15 protein-coding genes, 3 pseudogenes and 1 riboswitch are annotated in these 17,596 nt (G+C 39.2%); of the genes and pseudogenes, 6 read left to right on the forward strand and 12 right to left on the reverse strand.

Annotated features, from left to right (window positions below):
- Positions 1-2: 2 nt before the first annotated feature.
- The 3 genes and pseudogenes from G6554_RS02295 to G6554_RS02305 all read right to left on the reverse strand — a co-directional run.
- Positions 3-1,121 (reverse strand): annotated as a pseudogene (locus tag G6554_RS02295) (vitamin B12-dependent ribonucleotide reductase); the annotation flags it as partial.
- Positions 1,122-1,780: 659 nt separating this feature from the next.
- Positions 1,781-3,223: pseudogene (locus tag G6554_RS02300) on the reverse strand (vitamin B12-dependent ribonucleotide reductase); the annotation flags it as partial.
- Positions 3,224-3,541: 318 nt separating this feature from the next.
- Positions 3,542-4,378: a lipoate--protein ligase family protein gene (locus G6554_RS02305; RefSeq protein ID WP_166238364.1), complete on the reverse strand. Its 837-nt coding sequence runs from the start codon at positions 4,376-4,378 to the stop codon at positions 3,542-3,544.
- Positions 4,379-4,573: 195 nt separating this feature from the next.
- Between G6554_RS02305 and G6554_RS02310 the strand changes: the two genes are divergently transcribed.
- On the forward strand, positions 4,574-4,957 hold the full coding sequence (locus G6554_RS02310) for a rhodanese-like domain-containing protein (protein ID WP_166238366.1): 384 nt from the start codon (positions 4,574-4,576) through the stop codon (positions 4,955-4,957).
- Between the two features lie 99 nt (positions 4,958-5,056).
- Here G6554_RS02310 and gcvPB read toward each other — a convergent pair whose 3' ends face one another.
- From gcvPB to gcvT, 3 genes are read right to left on the reverse strand one after another with little or no spacing between them, the layout of a single operon-like run.
- Positions 5,057-6,517 (reverse strand): aminomethyl-transferring glycine dehydrogenase subunit GcvPB, encoded by a 1,461-nt coding sequence (gcvPB, locus tag G6554_RS02315; protein WP_166238368.1) that lies wholly within the window; start codon positions 6,515-6,517, stop codon positions 5,057-5,059.
- Complete coding sequence (gene gcvPA, locus G6554_RS02320; protein ID WP_166238370.1) at positions 6,510-7,856, reverse strand: aminomethyl-transferring glycine dehydrogenase subunit GcvPA; 1,347 nt, start codon at positions 7,854-7,856, stop codon at positions 6,510-6,512. Before gcvPA ends, gcvPB begins: the two co-directional genes overlap by 8 nt.
- 22 nt (positions 7,857-7,878) lie before the next feature.
- Positions 7,879-8,982, reverse strand: coding sequence for a glycine cleavage system aminomethyltransferase GcvT (gene gcvT / locus G6554_RS02325; protein ID WP_166238372.1), 1,104 nt, complete (start codon positions 8,980-8,982; stop codon positions 7,879-7,881).
- 219 nt (positions 8,983-9,201) lie between these two features.
- Positions 9,202-9,288: riboswitch (glycine riboswitch) on the reverse strand.
- A gap of 211 nt (positions 9,289-9,499) precedes the next feature.
- Between gcvT and G6554_RS02330 the strand changes: the two genes are divergently transcribed.
- The 3 genes and pseudogenes from G6554_RS02330 to comGA form a co-directional block, all read left to right on the forward strand.
- Positions 9,500-11,188, forward strand: coding sequence for a DEAD/DEAH box helicase (locus G6554_RS02330; protein WP_166238374.1), 1,689 nt, complete (start codon positions 9,500-9,502; stop codon positions 11,186-11,188).
- Positions 11,166-11,957, forward strand: a complete 792-nt coding sequence (locus G6554_RS02335) for a YqhG family protein (RefSeq protein ID WP_166238376.1) — start codon at positions 11,166-11,168, stop codon at positions 11,955-11,957. Before G6554_RS02330 ends, G6554_RS02335 begins: the two co-directional genes overlap by 23 nt.
- Before the next feature lie 538 nt (positions 11,958-12,495).
- Positions 12,496-13,206, forward strand: a pseudogene (gene comGA / locus G6554_RS02340) (competence type IV pilus ATPase ComGA); the annotation flags it as partial.
- Positions 13,207-13,241: 35 nt separating this feature from the next.
- On the opposite strand, the gene G6554_RS02345 reads toward comGA, so the two are convergent.
- From G6554_RS02345 to G6554_RS02360, 4 genes are all read right to left on the reverse strand, one after another.
- On the reverse strand, positions 13,242-13,883 hold the full coding sequence (locus G6554_RS02345) for a hypothetical protein (protein WP_166238380.1): 642 nt from the start codon (positions 13,881-13,883) through the stop codon (positions 13,242-13,244).
- Positions 13,810-14,985, reverse strand: coding sequence for an FtsK/SpoIIIE domain-containing protein (locus G6554_RS02350; protein WP_166238382.1), 1,176 nt, complete (start codon positions 14,983-14,985; stop codon positions 13,810-13,812). The genes G6554_RS02345 and G6554_RS02350 overlap by 74 nt, the downstream gene beginning before the upstream one ends.
- A 112-nt stretch (positions 14,986-15,097) precedes the next feature.
- Entirely contained in the window at positions 15,098-15,247 is a 150-nt protein-coding gene (locus G6554_RS02355; RefSeq protein ID WP_166238384.1) for a hypothetical protein, read from the reverse strand.
- A 302-nt stretch (positions 15,248-15,549) separates the two neighbouring features.
- Positions 15,550-15,729 (reverse strand): hypothetical protein, encoded by a 180-nt coding sequence (locus tag G6554_RS02360; protein WP_166238386.1) that lies wholly within the window; start codon positions 15,727-15,729, stop codon positions 15,550-15,552.
- Positions 15,730-15,904: 175 nt separating this feature from the next.
- On the opposite strand from G6554_RS02360, the gene G6554_RS02365 reads away from it, so the two are divergent.
- Together G6554_RS02365 and G6554_RS02370 are read left to right on the forward strand one after the other, a co-directional pair.
- Positions 15,905-16,105, forward strand: coding sequence for a helix-turn-helix domain-containing protein (locus tag G6554_RS02365; protein ID WP_166238389.1), 201 nt, complete (start codon positions 15,905-15,907; stop codon positions 16,103-16,105).
- Positions 16,105-16,377: a hypothetical protein gene (locus G6554_RS02370; RefSeq protein ID WP_166238391.1), complete on the forward strand. Its 273-nt coding sequence runs from the start codon at positions 16,105-16,107 to the stop codon at positions 16,375-16,377. Before G6554_RS02365 ends, G6554_RS02370 begins: the two co-directional genes overlap by 1 nt.
- 18 nt (positions 16,378-16,395) lie before the next feature.
- On the opposite strand, the gene G6554_RS02375 is transcribed toward G6554_RS02370, so the two are convergent.
- Both G6554_RS02375 and G6554_RS02380 read right to left on the reverse strand, forming a co-directional pair.
- Positions 16,396-17,160: a peptidoglycan recognition protein family protein gene (locus tag G6554_RS02375; protein WP_166238393.1), complete on the reverse strand. Its 765-nt coding sequence runs from the start codon at positions 17,158-17,160 to the stop codon at positions 16,396-16,398.
- Positions 17,160-17,561, reverse strand: a complete 402-nt coding sequence (locus G6554_RS02380; protein WP_207342967.1) for a phage holin family protein — start codon at positions 17,559-17,561, stop codon at positions 17,160-17,162. Before G6554_RS02380 ends, G6554_RS02375 begins: the two co-directional genes overlap by 1 nt.
- Positions 17,562-17,596: the final 35 nt, after the last annotated feature.

Raw genomic sequence — 17,596 nt, forward strand, 5'->3', positions numbered from 1 at the left:
CTCTATAAACCACACTTTAGTTGGGCACCACAATTGGTACAAGTATTACAGCCGCCCATTTCTTTAACTTTTCCTTTGCGGCAGACCGGGCAGGTGTTGCCAACCTCAGAACCGATTGTTACATCTGTTGATCGTAGGTCAGTAATGGTATCAACAAGGACAACATGCTGCTTTGGTTTATCTTCAAACATCGATAATTGCTCGTTTGTATTTTCCTCAGCTTTAAGTGTTAATACTTGTGAATCCCTTGATCCGTCCACATAGACAGTACCCCCCTTAGCACCACCACGATATAGGCGTTCGTAAACCTTTTCTACCTGTTCGACGCTATAGCCTTTTGGTGCGTTAACGGTTTTACTGATTGAACTGTCAATCCAACGCTGGATCACACACTGAACATCTGCATGAGCTTCAGGAGCTAACTCCATCGATGATACAAACCAATTTGGAAGATTGTCTGCATCTGCTTCTGGATGCTGTTCTAAATATTCTTGTACAATATCTGCTTTTACTTCGATAAATTTACCAAGACGTCCGCTGCGGAAATAAGAGAATGAGAAATAAGGCTCTAATCCGGTGGAAACCCCAACCATTGTTCCAGTGGACCCCGTTGGAGCAACAGTTAGCAAATGGGAATTTCTTATTCCGTTTTCTAATATCGATTGACGGATATCTTCAGGCATTTTTTTCATAAATCCCGTTTCAATGAAAGCTTTTCTTAAACGGTTTGTATCTTCCCTTGTTTCTCCGTTTAAGAATGGGAAACTTCCCTTCTCTGTTGCTAATTCAACTGATGTTCTATAAGCTGTCGTTGCAATTGTTTCAAATACTTGATCAACAAGTCTATTTCCTTCAGGTGAACCATATTCCGTTTCACAGTAAATCAGTAAATCGTGTAATCCCATTACACCAAGTCCAACGCGGCGCTCACCAAGGGCTTGCTTTTTATTTTCTTCTAAGAAATATGGTGTTGCATTAATAACGTTGTCTTGCATTCTGACGCCAACTTCTACCGTTTTCTTTAATTTCTCAAAGTCAACAGTTTTTGTTTCTTTGTCTGCCATTTCGGCAAGGTTAACAGCGGCTAGGTTACACACTGAAAATGGTGCGAGAGGTTGTTCCAGTTTGTTATCCTAGAGGCTTTTTATCCCCTAGTTCTAACAGTTGAATTCCTGTTAGTTCAGCATATCTTTTCATTACACACTTTTTGCATAAATATTAACAATTCTTTTCTTCCACGATCTTCACCAAAAACTGCCTTTGAAATGACCCTAATATCTTTCACATCGAACAGTTTTTGAATGTCTTCTAATAATGGCTTAATAGTGGTTTTTACCCTATTGAAAGGAGTTGCAAGAACAATTTCTTGATTTTATTTCCACTATTTTTTTTAGCTTATTATCTTTATCGTAAAAGAAAAAATCTGGTTTATACAATTTATAACCTAAATCAAATACCTGGGCTTCATAGGCCCAATGAATCGAATAAAAATCAAGGTATCTAGCATATGCGTATTCATAAGAACTTCTTAAATAATGCCCTTTGTAAAAACCCGCATACCCTCTATTCACTTTAATCACCTTAATTCCATTCATTCAATAATCGACTATGGTTTTGTGTGTAATGTTGCGGCCTCGTGGATGGATTATATTCTGCTGTGCAGGTTCACCATCTATGCGTTGCCCCTGACTAAACTTTTACATCTAGCCTTCGGTTCGGATTAGCCTCTCAGCCTTCCCGCTTAATTCCGCAATTTTTAACGTGAGGCAAACTAAGCCACTTCACCACACGGATTAGTTGCAACAACTTGTTGTCCATATGCTTTAGCATTGGTCATGTCGTTTGCATTATCAATGAAAAAGATTCCCGGCTCGGCAGAGTAAGTAGCACAAATGTTAATTAAATTCCATAACTCTTTTGCTTTAATCTTTTTATACACGCGTACTTTATGTCCGAGTTTTTCCCACGCGCGGACATCTCCGACTTGATGCCATTCTTCATTGTAAATTTTCATTTCCTCTTCGTTGTAGTGTTCAACATACGGGAAACGAAGTTCATATTCAGCATCATTTTCAACGGCTTCCATAAATTCTTTTGTTAAACATACAGATATATTTGCACCCGTTAAGAATTCTGAATTATGGACAGTGTAATTTCCACCTGTAGCTAATTTTTCTTCTGCATCAGCAATGATATTTTCATCAAAACCACCATTACCTGGGATATTTTTGTAGTTAACAATTCCCTGATACATAGCAGTTTCTTGCAGGGTCAATGGTGTGAGCTTCAGCTTATCTTTTGCATGCTTTTTAATCGTTTCGTCGTTGGTATTTTCAATTAAGAATCGTAAAATTCTAGGATTTTGCATCTTAGAAATAATAAATTCAATAATGTCTGGGTGCCAATCCGCTAGCATGATCATTTGTGCTCCGCGTCTTGACCCACCCTGCTCAACCAAATGCGTTAACTTCGCAATATCATCCAACCACGATACCGATCCAGATGATTTTCCGTTAACGCCCCTAGCCAAGGTATTACGCGGTCGCAACGTTGAACCATTTGTACCAACACCGCCGCCGCGGCTCATGATTTCCATTACTTGCTTACGATGGTCAGAGATACCTTCGCGGGAATCTGCAACGAACGGCATTACGTAACAATTGAAGAATGTCACGTCAGTATTTGCCCCAGCACCATACAAGACTCGGCCTGCTGGAATAAAGTTCATCGTTACAAGCTCTTGATAGAACCTTTCAAACCACTCTCTACGCTTTTCTTCCGTTTCTTCAACAGATGCAAGGCCTGTAGCATTCCGCTTCGCAATTTGCTCGTAGAAGAGCTCCAACGGCTTTTCAATGACATCTAAAGACCGGATGATGATCCCTGTACTTGTTTCCTCAGGATTGTCGAGCGCTCCTCTAAACTCCTCTTCAATCAAAACCTTAGCCTTTTTATTTTCCCAGTCAATTTCCATGATCGTTCCTAAACCTCTTGCTGGAAATTTCGGATCTTCTTTAATCGTTAAAACAACAAAGTCGCCATTTGTTAGGGTAATTTTTGCTGTGTCTTTGAAGGTGTAACGGTCTAGCATGACCAAACGTGAAACACCCTTATGAGTTATTTTCATATCTGGGGTAACCGGGTGTACTTGGGGGAACAGGCGGATATCCTCATTCAACCTTTCAAAATCAATATTCATTTTTTGTCTAAAAACTACAGACATGAGAACAACTCCTTCAATATAAATCTCTCTTATGTTAAGTTCTAGTAAGTTTTGCTATATCTAGTTGTCTTAATACACTTACGTTAACAAAATAAATCATAAAAATCAATATATAGTACCGAAAATATTTTCGACACCACTATATATTGTATGACGAGCAAATAACATTAATTTTGTCAAACTTAAAATAAACTAGATTTGGGAGAAAACAAAAGCTATTATTTGTTTTTCGCCCTAAAACAGGAAAATTCAACAAATTTTGCGGCTTGCCACTTTTTTTAAAAAGAAAATAGAAAAAGCGGCCGCAGCCGCTACCAATTACCGTTTAAAATTCCATTCATCACTCTCATAGCGTTCTTTTGCTATTCTTTCAACATATGCAAGTTCTTCATCCGTTAATTGATATGGTTCAAGATCAATGTTCAGCCCCTCAGCAAACCCCTTATAAAAGGCCTCTTTTGCCTCTTCTAGTGAAATCCGCCTTGGACTGATTGCATTAATGGCAACCGCCTTATCCTTGAAGGCCTTCTTCATCCGTTCCTTTACCCGTTCGCTTGAATATTTAAACAAACTAAACAACTTATCTTCATCCAAATCCAATAAAATGGCTCCATGTTGAAGGATGACACCCTTTTGCCTTGTTTGCGCGCTACCTGCTACCTTCCTGCCTTCCACCACCAGCTCATACCAGCTCGGTGCATCAAAGCAGACAGCAGAACGTGGATTTTTCAATGCATCTCGTTCCTCTGCTGTCATTGGTACAGCAAAATAAGCTTCAAGACCTAAATGATGAAAGCCTTTTAGAATTCCTTCCGATATTACCCTATATGCCTCTGTTACAGTTTTAGGCATTGCAGGGTGCTCTTCTGAAACAATGACACTATATGTAAGCTCATGCTCATGGAGAACGCCGCGCCCACCCGTAGGTCTCCTGACAAACCCCAGCCCATGTGCTTTCACCGCATCCATGTCAATTTCTTTTTCAACCTTTTGAAAATATCCAACAGACAGGGACGGAGGATTCCAGCCATAGAAACGAATGACGGGAGGGATTTTTCCCTCGCTATGCCAATCTAGCAATGCTTCATCCAACGCCATATTAAAAGATGGTGAACTATTTCCAGAATCGATAAAACGCCAAACTTCTCTGTTCATGAACAAACCTCATTTTTTTATAATCATTTCGATTTTAAGTCTACCAAAATCTGATATGATTTCAAAACAAGTTGTTTCTGCTATAATTTTAATTAGGCAAAAGTAAAAGATTTTTCGCTAATCATCTTTATCTTTACTCTAATGACTTATATAATAAAAGCTAGAGCAAGAAAGCTTGAAAGGGGCAAAAAGAAGTTGAGTTCACTTTATGGTTTATTAATCATTCTCGCAGCAGTTATCATTTACTCCGTTACCACCTATTTCTTTCAGAAGAGGATTGTTAAAACGGTAACAGAAGAAGAATTCCGTGCAGGTTACAGAAAGGCACAACTAATAGATGTTCGTGAAGCGAACGAATTTGATGGCGGCCATATTTTAGGAGCACGTAATATCCCAATGTCACAAATGAAAATGCGTATGCCAGAAATTCGCAAAGATATGCCTGTTTACTTGTATTGCCAAAGTGGTATGCGCAGTGCGCGTGCAGCACAATTTTTACACAAAAGAGGCTACAAAGAACTTACCCAGCTTCAAGGCGGTTTCAAGAAGTGGTCTGGTAAAGTAAAAACTAAAAAATAATAATGACTCTAAAGTTCCAGGGATATCCCCGGAGCTTTTTTTGTTTCCAAAGTTAAGAAAGATCAGATTCATTTTTCGAATCTGATCTTTCTTCCCATTTTACGCTCTTTGATATTTTAAAACTGGTTTACGTGCTGCCAGCGTTTCATCTAAACGGCCAATGACCGTTGTATGCGGTGCCTCCTGAACGACTTCAGGATTTTCTTCTGCCTCTTTCGCGATTTGAATCATGATATCAACGAAGGAATCAAGTGTTTCTTTTGATTCTGTCTCTGTCGGCTCAATCATGATACATTCTTCCACATTTAATGGGAAATAAATGGTTGGTGGATGATAGCCAAAATCAAGCAGACGTTTCGCTATATCCAATGTGCGGACGCCTAATTTTTTCTGGCGTTTACCACTTAATACAAACTCGTGCTTACAATGCTTATCGAATGGTAAATCATAATGCTCAGCCAATCTCCTCATCATATAGTTGGCATTTAATACAGCATACTCCGTTACTGCCTTTAAGCCATCAGGACCCATTGAACGAATATAGGTATACGCACGAACGTTGATTCCAAAGTTACCATAGAACGGCTTCACGCGGCCAATAGATTGCGGACGATCATAATCAAGCACGAATTCTTCGCCGCGCTTTGAAATAATTGGTTTTGGCAAAAACGGAATAAGATCTGCCTTTACACCAACAGGACCCGATCCAGGGCCGCCGCCACCATGTGGACCTGTAAAGGTTTTATGAAGATTTAAATGAACAACGTCAAAGCCCATGTCGCCGGGTCTTGCTTTTGAAAGAACAGCATTAAGGTTTGCCCCGTCGTAATAAACTTTTCCACCCGCTTCATGAATAATTTCAGTGATTTCGATTATATTTTCTTCAAAAAGCCCTAGTGTATTCGGATTTGTAAGCATGAGTGCTGCCGTATCATCGCCAACGACCCTTCTTAAATCATCTAAATCAACAAGACCTTTGTCCGTTGATTTGACTGTTACTGTTTCAAAACCTGCGATGGTAGCTGAAGCAGGGTTTGTTCCGTGGGCAGAATCAGGCACGATTACCTTTGTCCGGTTAAGATCTCCATTTGCCTCATGGTAGGCACGGATTAGCATTAATCCAGTCCACTCCCCATGTGCACCTGCAGCAGACTGTAAGGTCACTTCATCCATACCGGTAATTTCTATTAAATGCTGCTGCAAATCGTATAAAAGCCCCAGTGCCCCTTGAACAGAGCTTTCGTCCTGCAGTGGATGGACATGGGCAAATCCATTAAAGCGGGCAACATTTTCATTGATTTTCGGATTGTATTTCATGGTACAAGAACCTAACGGATAAAATCCTGAATCCAGGCCATGGTTTCTTTTCGAAAGAGCGGTATAATGGCGCATAATATCAAGCTCAGAAACCTCGGGAAGTTCAGGTTCAACTGCGCGAAGATAACCCTCGGGCAGCAGGTCGCTAATCTCCAATTCAGGAATATCCATTTCTGGAAGACTGTATCCGATTCGTCCCGGTGTGCTAGCTTCAAAAATGAGTGCTTGGTCTTGATTATGCATGCAGATCCCCCAATTCTTTCACTAAAGTATCGATTTCTTCCTTCGTCCTTTGCTCTGTAACGGCAACGAGCATATGGTTAGCGAGCTCAGAATAGTCGCGTCCCAAATCATAACCGCCGATGATTCCTATTTGTAACAGTTTTTGATTCATTTCTTTAACAGGCTTATTTAATTTCACAACAAATTCATTGAACGAATAGCCGTCATTAACGACTTCAAATCCTGCTTCTTTAAAAGCCATTTTTGCATAATGTGCCTTCTGTAAATTAGCTGCAGCCATTTCACGGACACCTTTTTTACCTAGAGCCGTCATTGCAACAGAGGCAGCAAGGGCGTTAAGTGCTTGATTTGAACAGATATTAGATGTAGCTTTTTCACGGCGGATATGCTGTTCCCGGGCTTGTAGAGTTAAGACAAAACCACGGCGGCCTTGATCGTCCACTGTCTGACCGACAAGACGTCCAGGTACCTTCCGCATCAATTTAGTTGTAACCGCAAAATAGCCGCAGTGAGGTCCGCCAAATGCAGTTGGAATTCCAAACGGCTGTGCATCCCCAATGACAATGTCAGCGCCAAATTTTCCTGGAGGAGTTAAAACGCCAAGTGATAATGGATTGCTGCTAACAACAAACATCCCTTTAGCAGCATGAACGATTTCCTCAACCTCTTTTAACGGCTCGATTCTGCCAAAGAAATTTGGATATTGAACAATTACCGCTGCAACATTCTCATTCACCATTCCTTTTAATGCATCAACATCTGTCACGCCATCTTTCACCGGCACTTCTACCACTTCAAGATACTGGCCTTTTGCATACGTTTTTAAAACATCGCGATACTCAGGATGGACTGCACTAGAAACAACGATTGTTTTCCGTTTTGTATGACCGGCACTAAGCATTGCAGCCTCTGCAAGTGCAGTTCCCCCATCATACATTGAGGAGTTCGCCACATCCATTCCCGTTAACTCACAAATCATTGTTTGGAATTCAAAAATGGCTTGCAGTTCACCTTGAGAAATTTCCGGCTGATATGGTGTATAGGCAGTATAAAATTCAGAACGAGAGATTACATGATCAACGATGACGGGCATGTAATGATCATAAACACCGGCACCTAGAAATGAGACATTTCTTTTAAGGTCGGCATTGCGGTCAGCTAACATGAATAACTCTTTCAGTAGGGCAGTCTCAGACTTAGCCGCTTTAATGTTGTATTCACCCTTAAATCTTACCTTTTCCGGGATATCGCTAAACAGTTCATCAATTGAGGAAACACCAATCGTATCAAGCATAGCCTTCTTATCTTGTTCAGTCATAGGTAAATAACGATGTTTCATAAACCTAACTCCCTCCTCATGTCTACTTTTGTCTTTTATAAAAAGGTGTTGAAACCACTGAAGCTTTTAAACGTTTCCCACGAATTTCAATTTCTACCTCAGACTCAAGCCCAGTAAATTCCGTCTTAATAAGGGCAAGACCGATGTTTTTCTTTAAAGAAGGTGACTGAGTGCCAGTAGTTACCTCTCCGATTAGCTCATCACCCTTGTAAACAGGATATCCGTGGCGAGGGATTCCGCGATCAATCATTTCAATCCCCACTAATTTTCTTGATAATCCATCTTCCTTTTGCTGTTTAAGGACTTCTTTGCCAATAAAGTCAGATTCTTTATTTACTTTTACAGCAAATCCGATCCCTGCTTCTAACGGCGAAATTTCCGGTGATAGTTCTTGCCCATAAAGAGCTAAATTCGCTTCGAATCGGAGGGTATCGCGTGCACCTAGACCACATGGGATGACACCCTCTTCTTTACCCGCCTCTAAAATTGCTCTCCACAATTCGACAACATCTTTTGCATCACAGTACAGCTCAAACCCATCTTCACCGGTATAGCCAGTTCTAGATACAAGTGCCGTTTTGCCATTTAGGTTTACTTCCTGCTTGAATTTGAAAAAGCCAATTTCACTTAAATCTGTTTCGGTCGCAAGTTTTTGTAATACCTTTTCAGCAAGCGGACCTTGTAAAGCAAGTTGAGCTGTTTTTTCTGATAGGTTTTCGATGCTAACCTCACCTTCTAAATGCTCTTCAAGCCATTTATAATCCTTTTCAATATTTGATGCATTCACGACTAAGAGGTAATGGTCATCTTCGATTTTATAGACAAGTAAATCATCAACCGTACCGCCGTTTTCATAGCACATTGCAGTGTATTGGGCACCGCCGTTTTTGACTTTTGAAATGTCATTTGTCATCATTTTTTGCAAGTAGCGTAAACTGTCAGGACCTTTTACTTCCACTTCCCCCATATGGGATACATCAAACAAACCCGCCCGTTTGCGGACTGCTTCATGCTCATCCTTAATGCTTGAGAATTGGACTGGCAGCTCCCAACCACCAAAATCGATGGTTTTCCCCCCATTTTCTTTGTATACATCGAAAAGCGGAGTACGTTGTAATTCAGTCATCCAAAAATCCCCCTTCAGTCTTTTATTCTGAAAAAATTGTTATCCTTTTTTTCTTTTTAGAAAAACAAACAGGTGTGTGGTTAGTCCGAAAAAGAGCATAAAAAAGGACAGAAACCTCCCTTTGAATAAAGAAGGTCTCTGTCCTTGCACCTGAAAGTTTACCGAAAATGGTTTTCCCCTTTGGTGGCTGATCCTATTGGTCAGCACTCTCCAGAGCTGCGTCAAACAAGAGTTCTTTTGCCTGAGAGATTCACAAATCTGCTTGCTCCTTCGGCGCTACAAAGTAGTCTCTCCCCTTGTTGTCATTCGCATTATAATATTTTCCAATTTGGTCATACTAATTATACTTATAAAATAAATTACCTTATTAAAATATTTAAAACTTTCAAAGCTATTTTCATCCTACCATTAAACCAACTCATTGGGCAATAACTTTATGATAAAAACGGAGTCCCTTTCTCAAGTTAAAAATTGGTTTCACACTAGAGTAGATAAAGTATGAAAAGGAGCTGATTTCATGTCGGTCGAAATTGAATTTGATTCCTCTTGGCAGGATGATTTTTTACATAGAATTGACAACGATGGCCCATGGGGGAACTGGGAGCTTTTTAAGCTGGCAATCGGAGTTGAAAAACATTTGGTAATACCTGAATTTGAGGGTTTACAAGCCCCAGGATATTTACCGAATTTAACTCCCCTTCCCCACCAGCTCGAAACAGCCAAGCAAGTAATTGAACATATGAACGGAAAAGCCATCTTAGCGGATGAGGTGGGACTAGGAAAAACGATTGAGGCTGGCTTAATTTTAAAAGAATATATGATTCGTGGATTAGTAAAAAAGGTATTGATTCTCGTACCCGCTTCATTGGTAACCCAATGGGCGATTGAGCTGAATAGCAAATTTTTTATCCCTGCGATTACCCAAAGGAAAAGTTATGTCTGGGAACAATGTGATGTCGTCGTTTCCTCCATTGATACGGCCAAACGAGACCCCCATCGTAGTATTATTTATAATCTGGACTACGACCTAATCATCATTGATGAAGCACATAAATTAAAAAACAACAAAACAAAAAACTACGAATTCGTGCAAAATCTTAAAAAGAAGTTTTGTTTACTATTAACTGCCACACCGATTCAAAATCGTATTGAGGAAATTTTTAATCTTGTTTCCTTGCTTAAACCCGGACATTTAGGCAGCGAGACGTCATTCTATGAAAAATATAAACGCGATGCAAGATCTTTAAATGATGATGAACATTTAAAAGAATTGGTAAACAAGGTGATGATCCGGAACCGCCGCGCTGATACAGGAATTGAATGGACGAAACGGCATGTGGAAACCATCCCGATTGAATTTACACCTCCTGAAAAAGAGCTATATGACGCGATAAATACTATGAAAAACGAAGGTGATTGGCTTCAGTCAAGTGCCTTTTCAGTTATGACACTGCAACGTGAAGCATGCAGCAGCCGAGAAGCGGTTTTTTATACGCTGAAAAACATGCTTCAGAAAAAAGAGAATCCCACCCGTGCTTTCGAGGAACAAATACAGTTCCTGATTAACAAGGTGGAAGCCGTTCAGCAAAATTCCAAGGCGGAAAAAGCCCTTGAATTGATTCAAAATGTGGATGACAAGGTCATCATTTTTACCGAATATCGTGCAACACAGATGTACCTGCAGTGGTTCTTAAAACAACATGGGATTTCGTCTGTACCATTTCGCGGCGGCTTTAAACGCGGGAAAAAGGATTGGATGCGGGAATTGTTTCAAAAGCATGCACAAGTATTAATCGCGACAGAGGCTGGTGGTGAAGGCATTAATTTGCAGTTCTGTAATCATATTATCAATTTTGATTTACCATGGAATCCAATGCGGCTTGAGCAGCGAATTGGCCGGATTCATCGTCTCGGTCAAGAAAAGGATGTTATGATTTACAATTTCGCCATAAAAAACACCGTGGAAGAACATATTTTAAAACTACTTTATGAAAAAATACACCTTTTTGAAAAAGTTATCGGTGAACTAGATGATATATTAACCAAACTGGAATTTGGCAATATTGAAGATCATTTGATTGATATTTTCGGACAATCCGCATCTGAAGGAGAGATGCGAATAAAAATGGAGAATTTATCTTCGATGATTGAATTTGCCGAGAGTATGAAGGAAGGGGATTCACATGCAGCAGCAGGAAATTCATAACTTTCTTTTGAATTATTTTAAAGCCAATGAATGCCCAATAGTTGAAAATAAACTGGGCCATTTAACAGTTCAACTAACGATTGAGCTTGATAAAGAACTAATGAATCGGCCGTTTTACTGGCACTTTCTAGAAAAGACCGGTGGAATACCCAATCCAATGCGGCTTACCTTCATCACCAACAAAGAAAATGCCCCTGAAAATTTGAAGGGCGAAGTCATTCATTTTGGTTCACCACGTTTGCATCAAATTTTTCAATCAACCAAAAATCTCGCCAGTTATATCCGGCTTTATGAGAACCATCGGCAGCGGGGGAATCAAACCCCCTTGCTTCCATGGTTGTGCATGAACGTTAAGATCTCCTATCATTGTGACCGGAAGCGCGATGTTTTTAAATCCATCGGTTTGCAGCTCATTAATGGGCAAATGGTTGAGAATTTTCACGACCGGTTACTGCAAATACCATTGACACCAAAAATACCGGATTATTCCTTCACATTATCACCTTTAGTTCGGCCAAAAAGTGGAATGGCGAGGGTTGAAACGTATTTAAAATCAGTCATTTCAGCGGAGGACCATTCATGGGCTGATGAAGCACGGAAGCGCTGGGATCAGGATTTACGGTTGTTGGACCATTTTTATGAGGATGCAGAAGATGATAATGAGAGCTACACAACAGAAAAACAGGCGCTCCAGGAGCAATACGAACCAAAGATTAGCATTTCCTTCATTAATGGTGGGCTCTTCTATTTGACGGAAAAAGCGATATAAAATAAATGCTGCTGTTTGGGCATCTAAAATCAAGAGGATCCACACTTATCGGTTTGGGGGCAGGTCAAGCACCTGTGCTGATAAATAGACGGATAAATTCCGCTTAAATAGTAATTATTATTAAAAAGAGCTAAAATAGACGGATATAGTCCGCTTATTAACTCGAAAAATTCGAAAATGGGAGACCTTTCTTTGCATAATCGGAAAATCTCCCCTTATTTACCCCCAAAAGACCTCCATCCTGCATTTAAATGGAAAATCTCCGTTTATTTTACTTTTGCTGGATAAAACGAAACTCGCAAATTACTATGGAAAATTTTACTTTTTTATATAATCGATAATGCTGCCAATACGTCTGTCATTTCGGTGCGTAATTTAAGAAAAGTACCTCAAAACAGAACACTTTAGACCTTTCATATGGTGCCTGACACCCTCATAAATTTTTTGCAGAAAAATAAAATATTTTTAAAAAATAAAGAAGGAAAAGAAAGAACCATGTCGAAATATATCAAAGAAAAAATAAAAGGTGGTGTTACCTATTGTTAGCGCGATTGAAATTTTAGCGAATCGGATCATTACAGATGCAGCACGAAACCAAGCGACAGATATTCACATCATACCCAGGAAAAATGACACACTTGTGCAAATCCGTTTAACCAACAAGCTTATTCCCCGGTTATCCCTTCCAAAAGATGAATGCGACAGATTAATCTCACATTTTAAATTCACAGCCAATATGGATATCGGAGAAAGAAGACGCCCGCAAAGCGGAGCCATTTTTTGTGAGGTAGACGGACAATTAATGGGACTCAGGCTTTCAACACTTCCATCAAACAATAGAGAGAGCCTTGTCATCAGGCTTTTACCCCAACAAGAACAGATTCCATTTCACCAACTCTCATTATTCCCGGCAATGACGCGAAAATTACTAGCTCTTCTCAAACATGCACATGGTTTAATCATTTTTACCGGGCCTACTGGCTCGGGGAAGACCACAACTCTCTACTCGCTTTTAAATGAAACTGCCCACTTATTTCATCGCAATGTCATCACACTCGAAGATCCTATCGAAAAAAACTATGACTCTGTTTTGCAAGTCCAGGTCAATGAAAAAGCTGGCGTTACGTATGCGGCCGGTTTAAAGGCAATTCTTCGCCATGATCCGGATATCATCATGGTTGGTGAAATCAGGGATGCTGAAACTGCCAAAATAGCTGTCCGAGCAGCCCTCACTGGGCATCTGGTACTTATAATAGGCACATACTACTTTTTCGTACACACAACCTACCTTATTTCGTCATAAGTCATTATTTCGTGCCGGATACCTTTTAGCCATTCAGACAGTTTTCGTTTACGTAATTCCGTTTTAGTAAAAAAATAAAGAATGGGAGTCTGATCTTGATATGCTGGCAAGACCTCTTTATAAGCTTCAATCTTCTTTTTGTTATCTAACATCTTTCGCTCGTTATCTACTTCAATAAGATGGAGATACCCATTTCGCTTAAATACAGCGTCACTAATGACTTTCTTATTATTTGATAATGATATCCCCTTAAATTGTATTCCGAAGCTATTTCGATTCATAATGTCCGTTTGAATAGGGTGTTCGTTTTTCCAATCACGCGGACACTTGAAATAAATAAACACTTCGTTTCGTAACAAAGAATGAATTGTTTGCTCGTTAATTCGAATATCCTCTTTTTCGGATGCGATCAAATCCCTACCTGCCTTATTTAGATAAATTACTTTTTCCTTTTGATAGTACGTTTCGTGGATATATGGCCGCAATTGTTTTGTAATTATACGACAAGCGTTCGCATAACTTTTCAAATCGTGAATTTCTAAAAGGTGCTTAATCTTTACGACTCCGAGGCGATCGATCGTCGTCAACAGGCTTTCTATTTTCTGTTGAACGGAATATAACATCCTTCTTCTCCTCCATCATTTTAAACATCATTTTATCGTCAATATACGGCACTTGGACGGTCCTCTTTTTTTCCACCAGGTAGATGGCTCTTCCGGGGATAGACGGCAGGCTTTCAGCGCCTATTTCATCTAACAATACCCTACTAGATATTTGTGAAGCGCAAACAAAAGACAAACGGGCTACGATATTCATTTTGACTTGCATTGGGACCGCTTCTTTCGTTGGATATTGAGTTGCGTAGATAAGACGATATCCAAGGCCGCCGCCAATTCGAGCAATTTCACTTAATGCTGCCTGGCAAAATTCCGCATACTTTTTCGCTTGACGGTCCTTTACGATATTAGGTGAAAGTTCCGCGCCTTCATCAACAAAAATAAAGGTCCGCTTTTTAATCGGGGTATCGATAATATTGGTGTAACCTTTTTCTCGAAAAACCAATTCTCTTTTCTTTAATTCTTGGGTTATATGGTTCAGTAATTCCGCTGATTCATACACATCACAAGCAACTTCTTTTACTTGGGGGAGCGATTTGTATTTATAAAATTCCAATCCAGCCTTTAAGTCTAAAATAAAAATTTCAACATCATCTGGATTGTTCAAAACAAGTGTGTTCATCACTTCTTTCATAAAAACAGTTTTTCCAAACCTCGTGACCCCGCCATTCAAAAGATGACAATATTTTTCGAAATCATGGTATAGGATTCCTTGATGATTTTTTCCTATGGGTACTTCCCAAGTTCCGGTCCTTAGTAACGTTTCGTCATAATCCCATTTTTCAGGGAGATCAGTCTCGAATACATCCATCTTGAGTAAACCACCTTTAAATTCATATTCGACTTCTTTATTGAGATTTTCTTTAATAGCCGGCAATAATGTTTCTAAGATTTCAGAAGGGATACCTGGTGGCAGTTTGTAGAGATAAGAGGTGTAATTATTAGAAACAATTTTTCGAATAAATTTGGGGTAATGGAGCGATTCTCCTTTTTTAATGGCAACTTTCCGATTTTCAAAAATGGTCTGAATTTTTTTCTTGTCGCTTGTTTTACCCGGGAGAAAAGCTGCTCCGGCAATTACTAACGGGAAAGCTAACCATTCAATCATGAATGCACCTCATTTTCTTTTTCATATTCCTCTAAGCAAACTTCACAAAATTTGGAATACCAATGATATTCGTCTTTTTGACAACCACATTTTGCACAAAATTCAAGTTCCATCATTTCCACTTCCTGTCTATAATGTTTTGTTCCAATTGTTTATAGGAATCAATGCCCAAAATATTTAAGTAATCTGCTTCCCCTTCATCATTCGTGATTTCAAAATTATTAAAACGATATAGGTAATCTAAAATGGAATCACACTCCATTTGGTTAGCTCCTTCTGATAAATCCAAAAGATAGGATGAGTCTAATAAATAGGGAGTATTTTGCAATTCTTCAAACTGGCCATCCCTCTTTTTTTCTTCATTCGCTTATTTTGAGACAACTCTTTAAACATCGCTTCCAAACCACCATTTAAAGATTCGAAGAAGCTCAACAATAAAACCCCCTACAACCCAAAAGGGCCCGATAATAATAAACAAAATAGGACAAAACAAACAACGCAATATAAATAAGTTTCTACGCTATAATGAACACTTCACCTATACCAGTAATAAATGAACACCTCTTATAAGAATAAAACCCACACATATTTCAATAAATAGAGAATTGTCCCGTATTTAGCACCTTCTAAGACAAACTTCACTGCTGATTCGTTAATTCGAATCTTTTTACCCATGGCTGTGATCGCTAGTAATGTTCCGCCCGACGCTCCAACAAAGACCATACCAAAAGTAAATGGATCCACATCTTATCCCCCCTCTTCTCAATGAAGTGTTCATTATACTGTTTATTTTATGGGCATCCGCCTAAAAAAGAATTTGTCCTATAAATTATTTTAATATTTTTATGAAAAATTTTTATAAAGGGAAAAAGTACAAGTTTGTCGAATTGATTCATAAAAGCTTGTCGGGGGAAATATCATGTACAAAAACAATATTGGCTACTGGGTGAAGGAAAGAGGAGTGAAACTGAAAAAAATATCAGAAAAATTAGGCGTTAGTTACCAGACGGTTTCTAACTGGATCAACAACCGCTCGCAGCCGGATTTGACTCAAGCAGCCGTTCTTGCTGATATATTAATGGTATCTCTGGAACAGCTTGTTACTAAGGAGGAAAAATAATGGATTATATCTATTCGTTTATTGGGGCATTAGTGGGAACGTGGGTTATATTTAATTTGTTCAAGATTATTTTGTTTAAATTCTTGGATAGTAAAACCCTTCACTATGTATCGTTTATAGGATCATTTATTTTGATTTTAGTTATTACGTCATACACAATGGGTATTGTTGTAGGATTCGTCACGTATATGCCCGCTCTATTTATTTGGTTGGTAATTGACCTAATTAGATTGAATAAGAAAAAATCACAAGAAAAAACCTCCCTCAATTAAGAAGGAGGCTTTTCGTATTTAAATCATTTTATTTTTCTTCAATCGGTCATAATATATCGCCAAGATTTTAGCAAACTGTAAAGCGGTGGCAGCATCATACACACCTGTTTCTTTGATGCGCTGTTCCTTTTGGAATTTTTTCAAGGCACTTAATGTGCTATTGCCAAACATGTCGCTCTCACGATCCGCCCATGAGATATACCCTAATGCAGCCAGCTGATAATTCAGCACTTTTACAGTTTCACTTTTTTCGCCTGCTTTTAATAACACTTCTTCCCCTTCCTTTCCTGTTTCTTTTGGTGGAGTTAACAAGTTGATAAAATCATTCCACCTAATCCCCTTTTCCCCGCTGCGAAGATATCTAGGGCAGTTCTTTCCCATCCAGTGATTATGCTGGACCACATTAGCAATTGGAATATTGAATTGAACCATTAGCTGTCTTGTAACCTCCGCGGTATTTTTAACCGCCTTTTTGTAATCGCCATCACTATTAACGCAAATTTCAATATGGATAGATGACATATTACCGGGACCGTCACTGTCTCCGGCCGCCCATGCTACTTCGTTAAAAGGAATAGATTGAATCACCTGAGAATCATCCACTTGCAGATGCCAAGACGCTTCGCGGCTATTGCCACCCTCTTGCAAACGTGCGTGAGCTTCAGCGTTCGCTCCCCATCCGGGATTGTCCGTTTCGTGGATGGTAATGTACTTAGGCGTTAGTTTAATACCGGACCGCGTATCTTTAAATTTGGTTGGAATCAATCTTTGAACGATATTCATTATTTGTCCTCTCCTTTAGAAAAAATTTTTTGAACAAAATCCGCAAATTTATCAATGCTTTTATCGTCTTCAGACAATTTCAAGTGACTAAGTATAGAATTGATCTCGCTCACCAAATAACCGACAAATAACACATATAGTGCTCCTACACCTACGGGATAGGGTACCAGCAAGGACACAGGGATAAAAAATACTAACAAGATGAACAACATTAATTTTCTAGCGATTCCGTAAATAGCCTTACTGCTCGAAAATTTAACTTTAGAATTAAACTTCGCATTCAACCAGCCTAATAAAAAATCAATAATATTTGCAATTAAAATCAATGTTAGTAAATAAATAACTTTACTGTCATCGTTCGCTAACCATGCTTGTAACCAAGAAAACATATCTAATTGCATCCCTTTACCTCCTCGAATTTAGAGCATAAAAAAAG

Origin of the sequence: Bacillus sp. MM2020_4, assembly GCF_011250555.1 — a bacterium.
Classification (GTDB): Bacteria; Bacillota; Bacilli; order Bacillales; family Cytobacillaceae; genus Neobacillus.